This window comes from Streptomyces sp. NPDC006365, from assembly GCF_042870755.1.
Classification (GTDB): Bacteria; Actinomycetota; Actinomycetes; order Streptomycetales; family Streptomycetaceae; genus Streptomyces; species Streptomyces xiangluensis.
The window spans coordinates 189,811-208,600 of the sequence record NZ_JBIAHS010000018.1; the positions used below are offsets into that span (position 1 = coordinate 189,811).

The following is an 18,790-nucleotide window of genomic DNA, read 5'->3' on the forward strand; positions in this document are numbered from 1 at the left end:
AGGAGGCGACGCCATGACCCCCAGGACCGACCAAGACCGGCCGCAGATGTCTGTCGAGGAGTTCGAGCAGTTGGAACGCCATGCCCCCGAGACTGTGCGGCTGGAGTTCATCAGTGGAAAGGTCCAGGTCAAGCCGGTGCCCGACGGCAACCACAGCGAGATCTACATGTGGCTGCTGGAACGGTGCATGCAGCTGCGCCCCGACCTCCGGCTCTACCCTGAGCGTGGCCTCAAGACCGAGGCCTACCGTAAGGGGCGTGCCCGCGCCGACGGGATCTTGGTCCCCAAGGGCGGTCTCAAGGGGCACGGCGAGTGGTCGAGCGCGGACACGGTGCTGATGGCCGTGGAGGTCACGTCGTACGACTGCGACACAAACCGGCGTGACCGCGTCGAGAAGCCCGATGGGTACGCGGCCGCAGGCATCCCCATCTACCTCCTCATCGACCGCGACGACTGCTCGGTCGTCGTGTTCTCGCAGCCCGAGGACGGCCGCTACCGGCGAGAGGAGAAGTCGCCCTTCGGCGCGGCCGTCGACCTCCCGGCGCCTGTGAACATCACTCTGGACACCGAGCCTCTCAAGGAGTTCGTGGACTGAGGGAGCTGGCGTGCAAGACCGTTACAGCCCCCAGAGTCCCTTCCCCAAAGTCGTGAGCCCCCCGCCCAGTGCCAGCAGCAGCACCAGTAGCCGGGCCCGTTTCTCCGGAACCCGAGGAGTGAGCGCACTCCCGATGGCGGCTCCGGCAGCCATGCCGGTCGCGGCCGACAGCCAGACAGGGGTGCTGAGATGGGGCACCCCGTTCGCGGCGACGGAGAACGCGTTCACCACCGTCCCGTAGAAGAACGCGTTCGGCACGAACTCCCGTACCGGCCAGCCCGCGTTGAGCGCGTACAGGGAGACCGGCGGGCCTCCGACCCCGGCGGCGGAGTTCATGAACCCGCCCAGTGCCCCCGCGGTCACCGCGCCCCCGCCCCCGCGCAGGGCGGGCACCCGGGCACCCCACATGACCAGCAGCACGGCCACCGTCACCAGCGTCCCCATGAAGGCGAGCAGGACAGGTTCGGGCAGTCGCCGGGCCACCCATGTCCCGGCCGGTACGGTGCACGCCGCCGCCATGCACAGCGGCACCATCGCCCGCAGCCGCACCTGCCGCCACCCACCCGCGAGACCGGCGAGACAGATGACCCCGGCGGCAGAGTTGGCCAGGACGACGCCTTCGGTCGGGCCGAGTACGAGCACGAGCGCGGGTACGGCGACCAGCGCGAAACCCATACCGGTCAGCCATTGAACGGAGGACCCGAGCAGGATGATGCAGCCCAGCATCAACTCGCCCGCCCAGCCGCCCGCCCATCCACCCGTCACGGGTCGGCATTCTTCCTGTGGTGTAGCCGCTGCACCACAGATCCGGGAGCGGCGGGCGGCGTCGAAGCGTGATCCAAGTGTCACTCGGCGTGAATTGGGTGATCCCTGTCCGGCCCCTGCACGTCTGCTGGATCAGCCCTAACCGGTGCAACGCGAGTCTGGAGTCACTCCCGCCGCAGAGGAGGCGAAGGGAGGAACTCACCTCGACCGCACTGGAGTTGCGATGACCCGCAAGACCCGCATACGCGCCGCCCTCGTCACCGCCACCGCCGTCGTCTCCGTTGCCACGGTGACCGCGGGGATCAGCGCGGCCATGCCCGAGAAGGCCGCCAAGCCTTCGAAGAAGGAGGTCGCCGCCCTCTTCGACGGCTGGAACGCCGCGCTGCAGACCGGCGACCCCGAGACGGTCGCCGACCGCTACGCCAAGGACGCGGTGCTCCTGCCGACGCTCTCCCCGGAGGTCCGCTCGGACCGCGCCGGCATCGTCGACTACATGGAGCACTTCCTGGAGAACAAGCCGAAGGGCGAGATCGTCGAGCGTCACATCAACGTCCTCGACAACAACTCCGCGATCGACGCCGGCCTGTACGACTTCCACATCACCGACCCCGAGACGGGTGAGAAGACGACGGTCCAGGCCCGCTACACCTACGAGTACGAGAAGCGGAACGGCGAGTGGAAGATCGTCAACCACCACTCCTCTGCGCTGCCCGAAGGCTGATCGTCACGCACAGCCCGCTTCCGGGAGCGTCCCGCAGCGTCACGGTCCCGCCGTCATCCGTCACCAGCTGCTTGATGACGGCGAGGCCGAGTCCGGAGCCGGAGCGCCCGGTGAGGCCCTTGCCGCGCCAGAAGCGGTCGAAGGCCCGGGACTTCTCGGCCTCGGTCATGCCGGGGCCCTGGTCCAGCACCTCCAGCACAACCTCGTCGCCCTTGGACTCCACCTGGACCGTGATCGTCGCGCCGTCCGGTGAGACCTCCAGGGCGTTGGAAAGCACGTTGTCCAGGACCTGGTCCAGGTGACCGGGGGTGGCCAACACAAGAAGCCGGCCGTCGGCACTCCCCCTGAGCGCGATGGACACTCCGCGCTCGTCGGCGGCCGGCCTCCACACGGCGAGGCGTTCCTCGATCACGTCATGGAGCGGCAGCGGTTCCGCCGCCGCCACCTTCGCCTCCGCCTTCGCGAGCACCAGCAGGTCGTTGACCAGGCGGCTCATCCGGACCACCTCGGCGGTCGCCTGTTCCACGTCCTCCTTGACGAAGTCGTCGTCCACCCCGTCCGCGATGTTGTCCAGCGACAGGCGCAGCGCTGTCAGAGGCGTACGGAGCTGGTGGGAGGCGTCCGCCACGAAGATGCGCTGTGCGGACATCAGGGTGTCGAGGCGTTCGGCGCCCTGGTTGAGCGTGCGCGCCAAAGTCTGTGTCTCCTGGGGGCCCGTGACGGGGGAACGGGCCGTCAGGTCACCGTCGCTGAACTTGCTCGCCATGTCGTTGAGCTGGCGCAGGGGGCGGGTCAGGCGGCGGGCCACCACGGTGCCGATCACGGCGGCCACAGCCAGGACGAGCACCGCGAGGATCGCCCGGAAGCCCCAGATGTTCCACAGCCTGTCGGTGAGTTTCCCGGTCGAGTACTCGATCCGTACGGCGCCGACGACCGGGCCCTCGGCCTTGTCCCCGTCATCCGCCGAAACCGCGTGGGCGGGGACGGTCACCATCAGCTTCGGGCCCCAGACGAAGGACGAACCCCAGTCGATGGTGGGATCGCCGTCCTCCAGGGCCTTGGTCAGAGCCGCGTCCTGGTCCGGCTGCGGAACCTTCCCCGCGCACGGCCTCTCGGCGAACACCTGGACATCACCGGGCGTCCGGTCGCTGTACGCCGTGGCCACCTCTTCCAGACCCTGGCAGGAGGCCTCGTTGCCGGTGCCCAGCAGCAACGCCATGGTGTTGGCCTCGCGCTCGACGGACAGCGCGGTGTCGTCCCGCAACTGGTCGGTGAGCGTGAAGGCCACCGGCACGGTGAACAGGGCGATGGCGACGGCGACGAGCAGGACGTAGCTGCGGACGAGCTGGCGGATCATGGTGTCTGATCAGCCCCGGAAGCCTTCACGATCTCCAGCCGGAACCCGACGCCCCGCACCGCCTCGATCGCGATCGCGCCCGCCAATTTCCGCCGCAGCGCCGCCACATGGACGTCGAGCGTCTTGGTCGGACCGAACCAGTTCGCGTCCCAGACCGCTTCCATGATCTGTTCGCGCGACATCAGCGCGCCGGGCTCCTGGGTGAGGAAGGCGAGGAGGTCGTACTCCTTGGGGGCGAGCGGCACCTCTTCGCCGTCCAGGCGTACGCGGGCCGCCTTGCGGTCGATGGTCAGGCGGGGCCCGTAGCGGTCGGGACCGCCACCGCCGTTCGCCGCCGTCGATTCCGTACGCGGTTGTACGCGGCGCATCACGGCCCTTATCCGCGCGATGACCTCGCGTACGCCGAACGGCTTCGAGACGTAGTCGTCGGCGCCGAGCTCCAGGCCCACCACCCGGTCCGTCTCGTCGCTGCGCGCGCTGATGACGATGATCGGCACGTCGCCGCGCTCGCGCAGGGCCTTGCAGACGTCGAGGCCGTCGGTGTCGGGCAGGCCGAGATCGAGGAGTACGACGTCGTACTCGTCCTCGTGGGCCAGCGCCGCCCCGCCCGTGGTGACCCAGGCGACCTCGAATCCGTATCGCATCAGGCCGCGCCTGAGCGACTGGGCGATCGGCTCGTCGTCTTCCACCAGAAGTACGCGCACAGCCGGAACCCTAGTGCTTGAAAACTCATGCTCATCGGCGGGTGTGACTCGGCGCACTTTCGGCGCACTTTTCCGAGTGGGCCCTCCATGAGGGGGCATGTGCGGTCCTGGAGCGGCCGGACCACCGGGGCCGTTGGCACCACTCGGCGACAGGGCCGAGTGATCATGTCGTGGGCGGGACATCTCACGATGCGATAACACCCGGGTGGCATTCGGCCGCTCGTTAGACTGAGCCGACCGCAGTGTGCGGTACGAGACGGAATGAGCGAGGAGCGCACGTGGGCCTTGTCGTGCAGAAGTACGGAGGCTCCTCCGTAGCGGATGCCGAAGGCATCAAGCGAGTCGCCAAGCGGATCGTCGACGCCAAGAAGAACGGCCACCAGGTGGTCGTCGTGGTGTCGGCGATGGGCGACACGACGGATGAGTTGATCGATCTCGCCGAGCAGGTATCCCCGATCCCTGCCGGGCGGGAGTTCGACATGCTGCTGACCGCCGGCGAGCGGATCTCCATGGCCCTGCTGGCGATGGCGATCAAAAACCTGGGCCACGAGGCCCAGAGCTTCACCGGCAGCCAGGCAGGTGTGATCACCGACTCGGTCCACAACAAAGCGCGGATCATCGATGTCACGCCGGGCCGGATCCAGACGTCGGTCGACGAGGGCAACATCGCCATCGTGGCCGGGTTCCAGGGCGTCAGTCAGGACAAGAAGGACATCACGACCCTCGGTCGTGGCGGGTCCGACACCACGGCGGTCGCGCTGGCCGCGGCCCTCGACGCCGACGTCTGCGAGATCTACACCGACGTCGACGGCGTGTTCACCGCCGACCCGCGGGTGGTGAAGAAGGCCCGGAAGATCGACTGGATCTCCTTCGAGGACATGCTGGAGCTCGCCAGCTCCGGCTCCAAGGTGCTGCTCCACCGCTGTGTGGAATACGCGCGCCGCTACAACATCCCGATCCATGTGCGCTCGTCCTTCAGCGGACTCAAGGGCACCTGGGTCAGCAACGAGCCGATTCAGCAAGGGGACCAGAAGGTGGAGCAGGCCATCATCTCCGGTGTCGCACACGACACCTCCGAGGCCAAGATCACGGTCGTCGGCGTACCGGACAAGCCGGGTGAGGCCGCCGTCATCTTCCGCGCCATCGCCGATGCCGAGATCAACATCGACATGGTCGTGCAGAACGTGTCCGCCGCCTCCACCGGCCTGACGGACATCTCCTTCACGCTCCCCAAGACCGAGGGCCGCAAGGCCATCGACGCGCTGGAGCGGGCGAAGGCGGCGATCGGCTTCGAGTCGCTGCGCTACGACGACCAGATCGGCAAGATCTCCCTGGTCGGGGCCGGTATGAAGACCAACCCGGGCGTCACGGCGGGCTTCTTCGAGGCGCTGTCCGACGCGGGCGTGAACATCGAGCTGATCTCGACCTCCGAGATCCGCATTTCGGTGGTCACCCGCGCCGACGACGTCAACGAAGCAGTTCGCGCCGTGCACACCGCCTTCGGGCTCGACTCCGACAGCGATGAAGCCGTCGTCTACGGAGGCACCGGGCGATGACCGTCCTCGCATACGGAGGCCTCTCGCGCGGAGGCACCGGCCGCCGATGACCGCGGATGCGCGGCAGACCCGTAAGCCGACGCTCGCGGTCGTGGGAGCGACCGGAGCCGTCGGCACGGTCATGCTCCAGATCCTGTCCCAGCGCGCGGACATCTGGGGCGAGATCCGTCTGATCGCCTCGCCGCGCTCGGCCGGCCGCAAGCTGGCCCTGCGCGGCGAGGAGGTCGAGGTCGTGGCGCTGGCCGAGGCCGCCTTCGACGACGTGGACGTCGCCATGTTCGACGTACCGGACGAAGTGGCCGAGCGGTGGGCACCCATCGCCGCGTCCAAGGGTGCGGTCGTGGTCGACAACTCCGGCGCCTTCCGGATGGACCCGGATGTGCCGCTGGTGGTCCCGGAGGTCAATCCGCACGCCGCCCGCCTGAGGCCGCGCGGCATCATCTCCAACCCCAACTGCACGACGCTGTCCATGATCGTCGCCCTCGGCGCACTGCACGCCGAGTTCGGGCTGCGTGAGCTGGTGGTTTCCTCGTACCAGGCGGTGAGCGGCGCCGGACGCCGGGGCATCGACACGCTCAGGCAGCAGCTGTCGCTCGTCGCCGGTACGGAGCTGGGGACGACCCCCGGTGACGTACGCCGCGCCGTGGGGGACAACACGGGGCCGTTCCCGGAGCCGGTGGCGCTCAATGTGGTGCCGTGGGCCGGGACCGCCCGGGAGGACGGGTGGTCCTCGGAGGAGATGAAGGTACGGGACGAGTCCCGCAAGATCCTCGGGCTGCCCGACCTGAGCGTCGCCGTCACCTGCGTGCGCGTGCCCGTCGTCACCACGCACTCGCTGACTGTCCACGCCTGCTTCGAGCGTGAGGTCACCGTCGACCAGGCCCGCGAGATCATCGCCACAGCGCCCGGGGTCGTCCTCTTCGACGATCCGGCCGCGGGGGAGTTCCCGACGCCGGCCGACGTGGTGGGCACGGATCCCACCTGGGTGGGGCGCGTACGGCGGGCCCTTGACGACCCGACGGCGCTCGAACTCTTTGTGTGCGGGGACAACCTGCGGAAGGGGTCGGCCCTGAACACGGCGCAGATCGCGGAGCTGGTGGCGAGGGAACTGAAGGGGGCCGGGGCCTGAGCTCGGGCCTGACGCGGTATTCGTCCGGTCCTGGGCTGAAACGTTTGTAGAATCTGTGACAGTTTGATGGTTCGCCCGTTGGTCCGGACCTTGAACCGGAGCCTTCGGCGTTCGAAGATTTCCTCCCCGCCCTCCGCAACCGTGCGGAGGGCGGGGAGCGTCTTTGCGGTCGCCCTTCAGGGGTGTCCGGACGCCGCGATCACATGGGCATAGAGGAAGAGCTGGTACGCATGAGGGCATACGACGCGCTGTCGGGCGCGCTTCCGGTCGCGCCGGAGGTCGCGCGGCCTGACGCAAATGTGATGCCTGTCGCGTACAACCCCGACAGGGGTAAACGTGTCCAACATGCGTGGCAGAGGTACTCGAATTCCCAGCTGCGCGCGGCACAGCCCTGCGCCCGCCCCGCCGAGCCCGCTTGGCCGGCGCGCCCGGCGGCATGCCGGTGATCGCGCCCATGCCCGCAGCTCGGCCCACCCGCATCCCGGAGCAGCGCGAGGGCGCTGACGACGCCACGGCCGCGGGCACCACCGTCGACCATCTCACCGATACCTATCGCGCCCACTACCGCTCGCTTCTGGGCCTCGCGGCCCTCCTCCTCGACGACACCGCCTCCTGCGAGGACGTCGTCCAGGAGGCCTTCATCCGCGTGCACTCGGCGCGCAAACGCGTGCGCGACCCGGAGAAGACCCTGGCATATCTGCGCCAGACCGTCGTGAACCTGTCGCGCTCCGCGCTGCGCCGCCGCATCCTCGGCCTGAAGCTGCTGACCAAGCCGATGCCCGACATGGCGAGCGCGGAAGAGGGCGCGTACGACCAGCTGGAGCGCGACGCCCTGATCAAGGCCATGAAGGGACTCCAGCGCCGCCAGCGCGAGGTCCTGGTCCTGCGCTACTTCGCGGACATGACCGAGGCACAGGTCGCCGAGACACTGGGCATCTCGCTGGGCTCGGTGAAGGCGTACGGCTCGCGCGGCATCGCGGCCCTGCGCATCGCCATGGAGGCGACGGCATGAGCGACCACGATCGCGCCGACAACAACGGCGACAACAAGTACGAGCATGGGTACGAGCACGATCATGAGCGGCACGCTGGGAACGGAACTGTGAATAACGGCCACTCGGAGAATCCCGGCACGCGGAAGCCGAGCGGGGCGGGGGAGTCGCGCGGGGCGGGGGAGTCGGGCGGGCCCGGGGCATCGCCGGATGGAGCGAGTGCGCCGGACTCCGGTTCGGAAGGAGCGGAGGGCCCCGGTCCGGAGGGCCTCGGCTCCGACGAGCTGGCCCTGCGCAGGATGCTGCACCAGGCCGTACAGGAGCTCGAGCCCGCCGATGACGACGGCACGCTGGAGCGTCTGCGGCGGGCGGTACCGGCCCGGCGGGCCCGCAAGCGCCAGGCCGTCGTCGGTATGGCCGCCGCGGCGCTCTTCGTCGGCACGGCGATCCCGGCTCTCGTGCACGTCTCGAACTCCACCGGCCCCGACGCCGACCCGTCCATCGCCGGCCACCAGACCTCGCAGACTCAAGGCGGAGCCAGCGAGGGCGGCTCGGCCCAGGACAGCCAGGAAAGCGGCCCCGGCAGCTCTTCGGGCAACGACAAAGAGAAGGACAAGGAAGACAAGAAGGAGACGCCGGGCGAGGACAAGGAAGAGAGCAGCAGCACCGGATCCACCGGCGGAGCAGAGCCGACGCTCTCGGCCGCCGACGCACCCGTCTGTACGTCCACGCAGCTGGGCAACGCCACCTCGAACGTCGGCGCCCCGGACGCGGGCGGCGCTGTCTACGGCACCTTCCAGATCGCCAACGTCTCCGCCGCCACCTGTACGGTCACCGGCTCCGGCGCCGTCTCCGCTCTCCCGCAGGGCGCGGCGGACGGGACCAAGATCCAGGTTGTCTCCCACACCTCCAGCGACGAGGCGACCGGCTTGCCGGACCCGTCGACCGAGGTCAGCACGCTGGTACTGCAACCGGGGGCGGCGTACGAGGTGAAGTTCGCCTGGGTGCCCTCGGAGACCTGCCCGACCGCTCCCGACGACGACACCACGCCGCCTGACGAGCCGACGCCCACGGCCGGCACCACCACCGGTGGCGACAGCGGCGGTACGACCACGGGCTCGGAGGGCGGTACCGGCGGCGGCACGACCACGCAGCTCGTCCAGGAGGGCCAGGACGGCAGCGTCGTGGTGTCGAACACGGCGGAGGACGGCGCCCCGACAACCTCTGCGACCGTGCCCAACGCCTGCGCGGGAACGGTGTATCGGACCGGGGTGCTGGCCGCGTCCTGACGCCGGCCCGTGGCGGGTCTGATGCCTTGCGTCAGGCCATGGGCGAGGCCGACACCTTCGGCTCGTCGCGCGCCTCGTCGGCGGGCTCGCTCGTCGGCTCCTCGGCGAGGCCAAGTTCCGCGTCCTGTGCGAACTCCACCTCCCTGCGCAGCAGCCGGAACCACATGAAGACCACGAAGCCCGCGAAGACGAACCACTCGCCGGTGTAGCCGAGATTCTGGAACGCCTTCAGGTCCAGGCCCGTGTCCTGCGGCGCCTTCGCGGGCACCGCCGTCATCCCCGCATCGGCCTCGGCGAGCGTGACCCAGGCGTCGTACACGTCGTACGGCACGAGGTTCACGAGTGAAGCCGCGCTGATCGCGCCCGTCTGGCCGGCGGGCAGACCACCCGCCGCGCTCACGCCGTCCGAGCCAGGGCTCTCGGAGGCCTGGAGCGCGCCGGTCACGGTGACCTCGCCGGACGGTGCGGCCGGGGCCTTCGCGGTGTCGGCGTCACCGGGCAGCCAGCCCCGGACCACGGGCAGGGCCTTGCCGTTGTCCGTGCGCAGCATCGTCAGGACGTAGTAGCCGCGCTTGCCGTCCAGCTCCCGGTCCGGCACGAGCAACTGCTTCCCGTACCGGCCGGTTGTCGTGGCCTGCTCGCCCGACGTCTCCTTGTCCACGGGCAGCAGCTCGGCCAGAGGCCGGGCCGCTTCCCGCTGGTCCTCGGACGCCTTCTCCTCGGCCGTGCGGTGGCTCTCGACGCGGTCCTCGAACCGCCCCAACTGCCATGACCCCATGAAGATGCAGAAGGGGATGGCCAACAGCACGAAGACGTTGATCGCCCACCAGCGGGGAGTGGTCAGCAGAAACCGGTACACGCCCTCCACGTTACGGGGCCCTGGCCCGTGGCTCGCGCGAGGGGTCGCCTGGTGCCGGGTCCCCCGGACAACGAGCCCGCTGCTCTCACCTCCCCAGGTGCCGCTCCGCGAAGTCCAGTTCCAGGCGGACCTGCTTGATGCGTTCGTCCACGACCAGGGAGCCGTGGCCGGCGTCGTAGCGGTACACCTCGTGGACGGCGTCGCGGGTGGCGAGGCGGGTGACGTAGTTCTCCACCTGGCGGATGGGGCAGCGAGGGTCGTTGACACCGGCGGAGATGTAGACGGGGGCCTTGACCGCGTCGACGTACGTCAGAGGGGACGAGGCCTCGAAGCGCTCGGGGACCTCCTCCGGTGTGCCGCCGAGAAGGGTGCGGTCCATCGCCTTCAGGGCCTCCATCTCGTCGTGGTACGCCGTGACGTAGTCCGCGACCGGTACCGCGGCGATCCCCAGGGCCCATGCGTCCGGCTCGGTGCCGAGGCCCAGGAGGGTGAGATACCCGCCCCAGGAGCCGCCGGTGAGGATCAGCCGTTCGGGGTCGGCGAGCGAGGAGGTCACCGCCCATTCGCGGACGGCCGCGACATCCTCCAGCTCGATCAGGCCGACCCGGTGCTTGAGCGCGTCCGTCCACTCCCGTCCGTATCCGGTCGAGCCGCGGTAGTTGATCCTGACCACCATGTACCCGTGGTCGACCCACGCCGCCGGGCCCGCCGCGAAGGAGTCGCTGTCGTGCCAGGTCGGACCACCGTGGATGTCGAAGACGGTGGGCAGGGGACCCGTCACTCCCGCGGGCCGCTGGACGAGGGCGTGGATGCGGCCGCCCGGACCCTCCACCCATACGTCCTCCACGGGCACTGATCCCGGTGACTTCATCCCGGGCGGGTCGAGAACGACCTCGCCGGACGTCGAGCGGACCACCGGGGGCTCGGCGGCCGACGACCACAGATACTCCACGCTGCCGTCCGGGCGGGCCGTCGCCCCCGACACCGTGCCTTTCGGCGTGGGGATCCGCTCGAGGCGGCGGGACGCCAGTTCGTACCGCCACAGCTCGCTGCGTGCCTCGTAGCTGTGCACGACCAGCAGCGCGGAACCGTCCGGATACCACTCGGCGCTCAGGTCGCCGTCCAGTCGCCCGGTCAGCGCCAGGTCGGTCTCCTCGCCGGACGCCACGTCCCACACCATCGGCTCCCAGCGCCCGCGCCGCTGATGCCCGACGAGCAGCCGGGTGTCCCCGTCGACCGGGGCGAAGCCCAGCACCTCCAGGCCCAGCTCGACCGTGCCGCCCTTGGTGTCGTCCAGCTCCGCGACGGCCGAACCGTCCAGCCGCAGCACCCGCAGCGCCGAGTGCATCGCGTCGCCGTGCTCGGTGTGCTCGATCGCGATCAGCGATCCGTCGTACGAGAGGTCGCCGACGCCCGCCGACTCCCGGTGACGGTAGATCTCCACGGGGTCTTCACCGGCCCGGGTGACGTGGATCGTCGAACCGTCCTCATCGGTCGACCTGCCGACGACGGCGGTACGTCCGTCGCGCGCGAGCGCGAGTCCGGCGGGATATGACGGGTCGAGGCCGGGGGCCGCGGCCTTGTCGGAGCCGGACGGGGCACCCTTGTCACTGGCGAACGGCTGGCGCCGCCAGATCCCGAACTCGTCCCCGTCCTTGTCGTCGAACCACCAGATCCACTCGCCGTCGGGCGACAGCACCCCGTCCGTCGTGCCGTTGGGCCGGTCCGTGACCTGGTGCTGGGCGCCCGTCGCGCGATCCCATGCGTACAACTCGTACGTCCCTGTCGCGTTGGACACGAACAGGGACCGGTGCGGTGCGTCCTGCGCCCAGTCCGGCAAGGACACCCGCGGCGCCCGGAAGCGCTTCTCCCAGTCCGGCATGGCCTCGTCGTGCGGCATCGCCGCGTGGTGCGAGATGGTCCCCTCGTCCGGGTTGGCCCCGTTGCTCTCAGTCATGGCCCCATACTGCCCGCTCCCACCCACAATCCGCTGCCGAGGTCCTCAGCCTGTGGATAACTCGTGGCCTTTCTGGACTTTCGCAGGTCAGGGCGATTGTCAGTGGCACGGTGCACTATCGCGGTATGACCTCATCGACTGATCCGAGCAAACTGAGCGAACTGAGCGATCTGCGCAAGACAGTTGAGACCTTCTGGGCCACGGCCGAGGCCCGCGACTGGGCGGCCTTCGGGGAGACCCTCGCGGAGGACGTCGTCTACACCCTGCCCCAGACGCGCGAACGCATCCGCGGGCGGGAAAAGTTCGTCCAGTTCAACCGGGAGTATCCCGGCGACTGGCACCTGCGGATCGAGCGCATAGTCGCCGAGCCGGGCCAGGTCGTCACCTGGATCCACTTCACGGTGGGCCTGGAGGAGATGTACGGCATCTCGTTCTTCACGGGGGACGACCAGGGCCGCGTCATATCGATGACGGACTTCTGGCCCGAGCCGTACGAACCTCCGGCGGGGCGCGAGCACTTGGTGGAGCGCTACTGAGGCGCGGTCGGCCACTCAGGGGTTCGTACGTTCCCGGCGTCGGCGGCCCAGTAGTTCCGCGAGGCCGCGGCGGGTGGCGGCCAGGACCACGCGGTCGCCGGCGCCCATGACGTAGCCGGGCGGCAGGTCCCAGACCAGGCCCGGTGTCCGTGCGGAGGCGTCCGGGGCGGGGTCGGTGGCCAGGTCGGGGCTGCGCTCCTCCGGGGCCGCCGTGTCCAGGGCGACGACCCGCCACGCCCCGGGGCGGAACGCCTCGGCGACAGTCCGGCCCTCCAGTTGCGGGTGCCCGGCGACGTCCAGGGCCGCGAAGAGCAGCACGCGGCGTTCGACGGGGATGGCGCCCAGGATCTGGCGGCCCATCATCGCTCCGGCGAAGGCGGGCGCGGCGAGGTAGGTGACGCTGCGGCTGCGGGTGAGCGCGTAGGGGTGGGCCGAGCGCAGGGTGCGGTACACCGCGGTGGCGAAGTCGTCGTCGTACAGCCGCAGGACGACGCGCAGATCGGGGCGCACCGTTCTGGCGTACAGGGCGGCTTCGAGGTTGGTGGTGTCCGCGCTGGTCAGGGCGAGCAGCGTGTGGGCCCGGTGGATCTTGGCGGCTTCCAGGACGCCTTCCTGGGTGACGTCACCGAGGACGACGGGCACACGCAGACGGCGCGCGGTCGCGATCCCGCGGGCCTCGGGGTCGGACTCCACGCACACGACCGGGGTGTCGAGTTCGCGAAGCCGGGTGAGGACGCGCGTACCGATCTTGCCGAGTCCGAGCAGGACGACATGGCCGGAGAGCCCGCGGGGCGGCCGGCGCAGCGCGGATCCGCTGCGGAAGGTGCCGAGGGCTTCGAGGACCGCTGCGAGCAGTACGGGAAGAAGCAGCAAGCCGACGAGGCTGGTGAGGAGTTGGAGGATTTGGCGGCCTTGAGACTGGTTGAGCGCGGGATCGTTGATGGCGAAGAGATCGAGCAGCGTCAGATACGTGGCGTGCAGTGGATGGTCGCCCGTCATCACCATCGAAGCGATCACGAGCGCGAACACACAGCCCACCAGTCCGGCCAGCGACCAGCGCAGTCGCCGGGAGAACAGGGCGGCGAAGGGCAGGGCGGGCACGACTCCACGGCCCGTGGGGGCGGTTGGCCCGGAGTACGAGACCGTTTCCAGGACGACGGTGCCGCGGCCGGTCGCGGCGTCCACGGCGCGTTCGTCGGGCAGAAGTTGAGGGCCGTGCTCACCGCTGCTGTCGGAACCATCCGCGCCGGCCGGGTCGTTGGTCGTCGCCGAGAGCAGGGCCAAGGTGCACAGACCGGGATCGGCGATCTGGCCAGGGCCGGGCGGGGGTCGTTCCATGGCCCGCAGCAACAGCCCCTCCGTCTGCACGACCTTGGAGGTCCCGGCCACCGCGGTCGCCGCCAGGGCGGGAGCGGCCGTGTCTGCATCGGAGAGGACAGTGGTGGAGGCATCGACGAGACCGGGCTCCCGGGAATCACCGGCACCGTTCCCCTCCCCACCGCCGTCCCCGGTCGCTGCTCCCGCCATGGCCAGGGCCGCGGCCTGGTCCAGCAGGGCCTCGAGGTGCTGGCCGAGGCGGCGGTTGTAGAGCCGGATGACCAGGCGCAGCCGGGGGTTGAGACGGCGGGCGGTGAGTGCGGCGCGGATGTTCGTCTCGTCGTCGTCGTACACGAGCGCCAGCGCGTCCGCCCGCTCGACGCCGGCTTCGGCGAGCACGGCCTCGGTCAGCTCGGAGGCTTCCAAGGGCTCGGTGTGCGACGACCCTGCACCGGCGGCCCGGCCCGTGGAAGCTCCGCCACCGCCATTGGCGCCGCTGCCCGCAGCCCGGGTCACGGCCGCTCGGTTCACCGCCGCCGACACCCGGTCGAGCAGCGCGGACGCCCGGCCGACGACCGGCGGCCGCACGGTCCGCACGGCGGACGGTACGACCAGCGTCACCTGCTCCCCGTACACCCCGCGCAACTCGGCTGCCAGCCGGTGCGCCAGCGCGTCGTCCCCGCACACCACCATGTGCGCGGCATCGTCCCTGGACCCGCTCTGATACGGAAGGCTCCCCACAACTGCACAGAGTGCCTCACCAGCACGGGTGGTTCCACCACGGACCTTGACGTATCTGTGCTGTATCTCCGTCTTGCCGCCCTGAAGTTGGGGGCGCCGGGCTGTCCAGCCATCGGCCGTCCGCCGTGATCCTGCCGCTGGAAAACCCCTGGGGCAGCCATTGCCCACGTGCCTAGGGTGAGAACCATGAGCCGCCACCAGGACCTACAGGGCCCAGGCGTACGGGACATCGACGTACGCCCGATCACCGAGACCGAGATCCCCGACTGGATCCGCGCGTTGAACACCGGGTTTCTGCGACCGCCCGCCGTCTCGGAGGCGGAGATCGCGGACCGCAGTTCGTACATCGTGCCGGAGCGCACGCTGGGCGCCTTCGACGGCGGGCGGTGCGTGGCGACGTTCCGGTCGTTCGCGCAGGAGCTCACGGCGGTGGGCGGGAGCGTCGTACCCGCCGATGCCATCACGAATGTGAGCGTCACCTCGACCCATCGGCGGCGTGGGCTGCTCACACGGATGATGGCGCGCGACCTGGCCGCCGCGAAGGAACGGGGCGACGTGGTGGCGACGTTGATCGCCGCTGAGTATCCGATCTACGGACGGTACGGGTTCGGGCCGGCCACCACCGCCACCGAGTGGACGATCGAGGTGCCGCGGGCGGGGTTGGATCCCCGGTGGGCGGGCCCGGACGACGGCGGGCGGATCGACCTCGTGGACGGCGAGGACGTACGCAAGATCGGACCGGAGCTGCACGAGCGGCTCAGGCGGGTGCAGCCGGGGGTGGTCGACCGGGACGAGCGGTGGTGGCAGGTCAACACCGGTGTGCTGACGCTGGACCGGTCCGCGTGGACCGAGCCCTTCTACGCCGTGTACCGCAATGCGCACGGCGAGGCCGAGGGCCTGCTCACCTACACCTCGGACGGCGAGTGGGACGACGCCAAGCAGCCGCTGAACACGGCGAAGGTGAAGGACATGATCGCTGTGTCGCCGGCCGCCGAGCGCGCGTTGTGGCGGCACGTCTGCTCGGTGGACTGGGTCACGGCGGTGAAGACGGGCTATCGCGCTCCGGACGACCTGGTGCCGCACCTGCTGCCGGACCCGCGGGCCGCGCGGCTCACCACGCAGGCCGACTGGCTGTGGGTGCGGATCCTGGATGTCGTACGGGCTCTTGAGGCGCGTACGTACGCGGGTACCGGGACGCTGGTGCTGGAGGTCAGCGACGGGAACGGCCTGTCGGCCGGGCGGTACCGGCTGGACGCGTCACCGGACGGAGCGAGCTGTACGCGAACCACGGACGCCGCCGAACTCACGCTGGGCGCAGGTGAGTTGGCGGCGCTCTGGCTCGGGGACGAGTCGGCGGTGCGGCTCGCCGCGCTCGGCCGGGTGGCCGAGTCGCGGGCGGGCGCCGCAACCACCGCCGACGCCCTGTTGCGTACGTCCAGGCGACCCTGGTGCCCGGACGTCTTCTGAAGTCCCGTCACCTCCTCTCCTCCGTAGCGTGATGGGAACGGACTGACCGAGCTCCCGGCTCCCCTCCGGAAGGGAGCCCGGCCAGCCGGACTGGCGGACGGTGGCGTCCGGTCAGCCGGCCTGGGTGAGCAGCATCACGAGGATCACTGCTCCGATACCGCCGATGAAGGTGTTCTTGGCCTTGATGCCGATGGAGAGGGCAACGAATGCGATGACGCCCATCGCCCCGAACTTCAGCTGAACGAACTGCTCGAAGCCGATGATGAGGGCGGCGATGGCGAGGGTGGCGATGAGCGGCATTTCGGTCCCTCCTTCGGGATGGGGACGCGGTAACCGGGGGTGACCAACTGGTCGATCCAGTCACCGGTGGTGACCAACTTCTCCGAAAGTCTGGCCATGTTGCTGAAGTTGGCGACCAACTCCACTGGACTTATCTCCGCTTGGGAGCGTCTCATAACCACCTTCCAAGGAACTGCCCAAAGATGGCGCGAAGTTGTACTGTTTGGTTGTGGACGCGAAACACGCCGCCGTCAATGGGCGGAATCGGTCTCAACGGCCCCAGCGACCACAGCGATCGCACCGAGAGGTCGCTGACGCGCTGCGCAACCGGATCAGGTCCGGAGAGCTGCAGCCGGGCCAGCGCATGCCCACGCAGGCCAAGCTGGCCGACGAGTTCGGCGTCGAGCGCGGTGCCGTACGCCAGGCGCTGCGCATCCTGCAGTCGGAGCACCTGCTGTCCAACGTGTCCAAAGGGAGCCCGGCGACCGTCGCCCAGGACGTGGACAAGGCCCTGCCCGGGCCGGAAACGCCGCAGCCCACCATGGTCGCGCTGGCACCGCGGATAGCGGACGCCTTCGCGGCCCAGCACGTGGAGATCGACGCCCTGTGCCTGACGGCGGTCTCCCTCACGCTCGCCATGGGCGAACCCCTCCGACTCATCCACGAGGGCCGTATGAATCCGGCCAAGGTCGACGTCCGGGTCCTGCTGCCGAGCCGCGACATCGACCTCGCCTTCCCCGTCCCGGTGGACGGCGGCAGTGATGACGACCTGGTGCACGAGCGCTGGCTGGCCCAGCGCAACGCCCAGGGCCAGGTGCTCCGCCACAACCTGCTGGCCTTACGGGCCACACACGGCATCGACGTCCATGTGACGTTCCGCGCGCTGCCGTTCACGCCGCCGGTGAAGCTGTACCTGCTCAACGGGGTGGAGGCGCTGTTCGCGTACTACACGCTCACGCGGCGCGGCGAGGAGATCGACCACGAGTACCTGGAGATGTACGACGCCGAAGGCACGCAGTCCATGCTGTTCCCCTTCGAGCAGGGGCCCGCACTGCGGGACACCACGTTCGTAGAGCAGTCGCATCTGTGGTTCAACGCACTGTGGGAGACCATCAGCTTGGAGCTGGAGCTCACGAGCTGAGGTCTCCCACGGGTGGGTCTTCGAGCTGAGGATCTTCGGGCAGTGGCTCTTTCGGGGCGGGGTCTTTCCAGCTCACAGGGCCGGGCCCGACACGAGTATGGCGAGCAGCACCGCTCCGATCGAGCTGCAGGCGGGGCTTTTGGCCTTGATCCCGATGCTGAGCAGAAGCAGGCCCAGGATGCCGACGGGACCGTACCGCCACTCGACGAGCTCCTCGAAACCGACGACGAAGACTGCGGAGATGAAGGCGATGGCGGGCATGGTGGAGCCTCCTTCGGGGAGTGGCGAGCTTCCAGGAGCAAGGCGGGCAGAGCGGGCACTTCGGGCGCGTACTGCGTATCTGCCAAGTAGTTGCGAAAGGAGGGGGGCATTCCGCCATCTTGGCTTAGTTGGTTGCCAACATTGAATAACTTACCCGGAGTTGGTTGGAGCTAATCAACAACTCCCGAACAACTCGCCTAAGATGGAGCAAAGTTGTAGCGTTTGGTCGTGACCCAGGAGAACGTCGCAGTGAACGGCAGCAGAAGGCTCTCGCCCCAGGAGATCGCCGACATCCTGAGGGACCGCATCCGCGGCGGCGAACTGAAGGCGGGTGACCGGCTGCCCACGCAGGCCGAACTCGCCGAGGAGTTCGGCGTGGAACGCGGCACGGTCCGCCAGGCCCTCCGCGCCCTCCAGGAAGACGGCCTGCTCAGCAACGTCAGCAAGGGCAGCCCGCCGCGTATCGCCGAGGTGTCCCCGCCCACCGACGAGCCCCAGCCGACGATGGTGGGCCTGGCCCCGCAGCTGATGGAGGCCTTCGCGGCCAAGCACGTACGGATCGACGCGGCCTGCCTCACTGCCGAGACCCTGCTGACCGCCCTGGCCGAACCGGTGCGCCACATCCACGAGGGCACCATCCGCCCGGAATCCATCGACGTACGCATCCTGCTGCCGTCCCGGAAGATCAACCTGGCCTTCCCCGTCCCGGTGGACGGCAGCAGCGATGACGACCAGGTCCACCGGCGCTGGCTGGAGCAGCGCAACGCCCAGGGCCACGTCCTGCGCCACAACCTCCAGTCCCTGCGCTCCTCCCACGGCATCGATGTCCATGTGACGTTCCGCGCGCTGCCGTTCACACCGCCGGTGAAGCTCTACCTGCTCAACGGCACCCAGGCCCTGATCGCGTACTACATGCTGACGCGCCGCGAGGAGGAATGGGACACGGGAACCCTCGACATGTACGACACCGTGGGCTCCAAGTCCCTCCTCTTCTCCTTCGAGAAATCCGCCGGCGAGCGGGACGCCGCCTTCGTCGCCGAATCCCAGAAGTGGTTCGACGCCCTCTGGGCAACCATCACCACTGACCTGACACTCTCCTAGTGACTCCTGATACGAGGCAGCAGA

18 protein-coding genes are annotated in these 18,790 nt (G+C 69.4%); 10 read left to right on the forward strand and 8 right to left on the reverse strand.

Annotated features, from left to right (window positions below):
- Positions 1 to 13 precede the first annotated feature (13 nt).
- A complete protein-coding gene (locus ACFYO0_RS36265) occupies positions 14 to 595 on the forward strand; it encodes a Uma2 family endonuclease (protein WP_388684824.1) in 582 nt (193 codons plus the stop codon).
- A 21-nt stretch (positions 596 to 616) separates the two neighbouring features.
- On the opposite strand, the gene ACFYO0_RS36270 is transcribed toward ACFYO0_RS36265, so the two are convergent.
- Positions 617 to 1,321 (reverse strand): TSUP family transporter, encoded by a 705-nt coding sequence (locus ACFYO0_RS36270; protein ID WP_388684888.1) that lies wholly within the window; start codon positions 1,319 to 1,321, stop codon positions 617 to 619.
- A gap of 262 nt (positions 1,322 to 1,583) precedes the next feature.
- On the opposite strand from ACFYO0_RS36270, the gene ACFYO0_RS36275 reads away from it, so the two are divergent.
- Complete coding sequence (locus ACFYO0_RS36275; RefSeq protein ID WP_388684826.1) at positions 1,584 to 2,081, forward strand: SgcJ/EcaC family oxidoreductase; 498 nt, start codon at positions 1,584 to 1,586, stop codon at positions 2,079 to 2,081.
- On the opposite strand, the gene ACFYO0_RS36280 is transcribed toward ACFYO0_RS36275, so the two are convergent.
- Both ACFYO0_RS36280 and ACFYO0_RS36285 read right to left on the reverse strand, forming a co-directional pair.
- On the reverse strand, positions 2,047 to 3,438 hold the full coding sequence (locus ACFYO0_RS36280) for a sensor histidine kinase (protein ID WP_388684829.1): 1,392 nt from the start codon (positions 3,436 to 3,438) through the stop codon (positions 2,047 to 2,049). The two genes, ACFYO0_RS36275 and ACFYO0_RS36280, sit on opposite strands and share 35 nt — an antisense overlap.
- Positions 3,435 to 4,142, reverse strand: coding sequence for a response regulator transcription factor (locus tag ACFYO0_RS36285; RefSeq protein WP_388684831.1), 708 nt, complete (start codon positions 4,140 to 4,142; stop codon positions 3,435 to 3,437). Before ACFYO0_RS36285 ends, ACFYO0_RS36280 begins: the two co-directional genes overlap by 4 nt.
- 278 nt (positions 4,143 to 4,420) lie before the next feature.
- On the opposite strand from ACFYO0_RS36285, the gene ACFYO0_RS36290 reads away from it, so the two are divergent.
- The 4 genes from ACFYO0_RS36290 (at position 4,421) to ACFYO0_RS36305 (ending at position 9,107) form a co-directional block, all read left to right on the forward strand.
- Positions 4,421 to 5,698, forward strand: a complete 1,278-nt coding sequence (locus ACFYO0_RS36290; RefSeq protein WP_388684833.1) for an aspartate kinase — start codon at positions 4,421 to 4,423, stop codon at positions 5,696 to 5,698.
- Between the two features lie 46 nt (positions 5,699 to 5,744).
- On the forward strand, positions 5,745 to 6,827 hold the full coding sequence (locus tag ACFYO0_RS36295) for an aspartate-semialdehyde dehydrogenase (RefSeq protein WP_388684836.1): 1,083 nt from the start codon (positions 5,745 to 5,747) through the stop codon (positions 6,825 to 6,827).
- 349 nt (positions 6,828 to 7,176) lie between these two features.
- The gene (locus ACFYO0_RS36300; RefSeq protein ID WP_388684839.1) at positions 7,177 to 7,839 is read left to right on the forward strand and encodes a SigE family RNA polymerase sigma factor; all 663 of its coding nucleotides are present in this window, start codon (positions 7,177 to 7,179) and stop codon (positions 7,837 to 7,839) included.
- The gene (locus tag ACFYO0_RS36305) at positions 7,836 to 9,107 is read left to right on the forward strand and encodes a hypothetical protein (protein WP_388684841.1); all 1,272 of its coding nucleotides are present in this window, start codon (positions 7,836 to 7,838) and stop codon (positions 9,105 to 9,107) included. The genes ACFYO0_RS36300 and ACFYO0_RS36305 overlap by 4 nt, the downstream gene beginning before the upstream one ends.
- A gap of 31 nt (positions 9,108 to 9,138) precedes the next feature.
- Here ACFYO0_RS36305 and ACFYO0_RS36310 read toward each other — a convergent pair whose 3' ends face one another.
- Together ACFYO0_RS36310 and ACFYO0_RS36315 are read right to left on the reverse strand one after the other, a co-directional pair.
- Positions 9,139 to 9,966 (reverse strand): SURF1 family protein, encoded by an 828-nt coding sequence (locus tag ACFYO0_RS36310; RefSeq protein WP_388684843.1) that lies wholly within the window; start codon positions 9,964 to 9,966, stop codon positions 9,139 to 9,141.
- Between the two features lie 85 nt (positions 9,967 to 10,051).
- Positions 10,052 to 11,923, reverse strand: coding sequence for a prolyl oligopeptidase family serine peptidase (locus tag ACFYO0_RS36315; protein ID WP_388684846.1), 1,872 nt, complete (start codon positions 11,921 to 11,923; stop codon positions 10,052 to 10,054).
- 125 nt (positions 11,924 to 12,048) lie between these two features.
- On the opposite strand from ACFYO0_RS36315, the gene ACFYO0_RS36320 reads away from it, so the two are divergent.
- Positions 12,049 to 12,459: a nuclear transport factor 2 family protein gene (locus tag ACFYO0_RS36320; RefSeq protein ID WP_388684848.1), complete on the forward strand. Its 411-nt coding sequence runs from the start codon at positions 12,049 to 12,051 to the stop codon at positions 12,457 to 12,459.
- Positions 12,460 to 12,474: 15 nt separating this feature from the next.
- Here the strand turns inward: ACFYO0_RS36320 and ACFYO0_RS36325 are convergent, their stop codons facing one another.
- The gene (locus ACFYO0_RS36325; protein ID WP_388684850.1) at positions 12,475 to 14,469 is read right to left on the reverse strand and encodes an NAD-binding protein; all 1,995 of its coding nucleotides are present in this window, start codon (positions 14,467 to 14,469) and stop codon (positions 12,475 to 12,477) included.
- Between the two features lie 234 nt (positions 14,470 to 14,703).
- Here ACFYO0_RS36325 and ACFYO0_RS36330 point away from each other — a divergent pair, with 234 nt between their 5' ends.
- Positions 14,704 to 15,984, forward strand: a complete 1,281-nt coding sequence (locus ACFYO0_RS36330; protein WP_388684852.1) for a GNAT family N-acetyltransferase — start codon at positions 14,704 to 14,706, stop codon at positions 15,982 to 15,984.
- A gap of 111 nt (positions 15,985 to 16,095) precedes the next feature.
- Here ACFYO0_RS36330 and ACFYO0_RS36335 read toward each other — a convergent pair whose 3' ends face one another.
- Complete coding sequence (locus ACFYO0_RS36335) at positions 16,096 to 16,284, reverse strand: hypothetical protein (RefSeq protein ID WP_388684854.1); 189 nt, start codon at positions 16,282 to 16,284, stop codon at positions 16,096 to 16,098.
- Between the two features lie 202 nt (positions 16,285 to 16,486).
- On the opposite strand from ACFYO0_RS36335, the gene ACFYO0_RS36340 reads away from it, so the two are divergent.
- Positions 16,487 to 17,404, forward strand: coding sequence for a winged helix-turn-helix domain-containing protein (locus ACFYO0_RS36340; RefSeq protein ID WP_388684856.1), 918 nt, complete (start codon positions 16,487 to 16,489; stop codon positions 17,402 to 17,404).
- 72 nt (positions 17,405 to 17,476) lie between these two features.
- Here the strand turns inward: ACFYO0_RS36340 and ACFYO0_RS36345 are convergent, their stop codons facing one another.
- On the reverse strand, positions 17,477 to 17,665 hold the full coding sequence (locus tag ACFYO0_RS36345) for a hypothetical protein (protein ID WP_328769913.1): 189 nt from the start codon (positions 17,663 to 17,665) through the stop codon (positions 17,477 to 17,479).
- 222 nt (positions 17,666 to 17,887) lie between these two features.
- Between ACFYO0_RS36345 and ACFYO0_RS36350 the strand changes: the two genes are divergently transcribed.
- Positions 17,888 to 18,766, forward strand: a complete 879-nt coding sequence (locus ACFYO0_RS36350) for a winged helix-turn-helix domain-containing protein (protein ID WP_388684859.1) — start codon at positions 17,888 to 17,890, stop codon at positions 18,764 to 18,766.
- Positions 18,767 to 18,790: the final 24 nt, after the last annotated feature.

Bases quoted from the DNA above. Each gene is read 5' to 3' on its own strand.
- ACFYO0_RS36320 (WP_388684848.1), top strand. From the start codon at position 12,049: ATGACCTCATCGACTGATCCGAGCAAACTGAGCGAACTGAGCGATCTG.
- ACFYO0_RS36305 (WP_388684841.1), top strand. From the start codon at position 7,836: ATGAGCGACCACGATCGCGCCGACAACAACGGCGACAACAAGTACGAG.
- ACFYO0_RS36265 (WP_388684824.1), top strand. From the start codon at position 14: ATGACCCCCAGGACCGACCAAGACCGGCCGCAGATGTCTGTCGAGGAG.
- ACFYO0_RS36325 (WP_388684850.1), bottom strand. From the start codon at position 14,469: ATGGTGGTGTGCGGGGACGACGCGCTGGCGCACCGGCTGGCAGCCGAG.
- ACFYO0_RS36315 (WP_388684846.1), bottom strand. From the start codon at position 11,923: ATGACTGAGAGCAACGGGGCCAACCCGGACGAGGGGACCATCTCGCAC.
- ACFYO0_RS36335 (WP_388684854.1), bottom strand. From the start codon at position 16,284: ATGCCGCTCATCGCCACCCTCGCCATCGCCGCCCTCATCATCGGCTTC.
- ACFYO0_RS36330 (WP_388684852.1), top strand. From the start codon at position 14,704: ATGAGCCGCCACCAGGACCTACAGGGCCCAGGCGTACGGGACATCGAC.
- ACFYO0_RS36295 (WP_388684836.1), top strand. From the start codon at position 5,745: ATGACCGCGGATGCGCGGCAGACCCGTAAGCCGACGCTCGCGGTCGTG.
- ACFYO0_RS36345 (WP_328769913.1), bottom strand. From the start codon at position 17,665: ATGCCCGCCATCGCCTTCATCTCCGCAGTCTTCGTCGTCGGTTTCGAG.
- ACFYO0_RS36270 (WP_388684888.1), bottom strand. From the start codon at position 1,321: ATGCTGGGCTGCATCATCCTGCTCGGGTCCTCCGTTCAATGGCTGACC.
- ACFYO0_RS36275 (WP_388684826.1), top strand. From the start codon at position 1,584: ATGACCCGCAAGACCCGCATACGCGCCGCCCTCGTCACCGCCACCGCC.
- ACFYO0_RS36280 (WP_388684829.1), bottom strand. From the start codon at position 3,438: ATGATCCGCCAGCTCGTCCGCAGCTACGTCCTGCTCGTCGCCGTCGCC.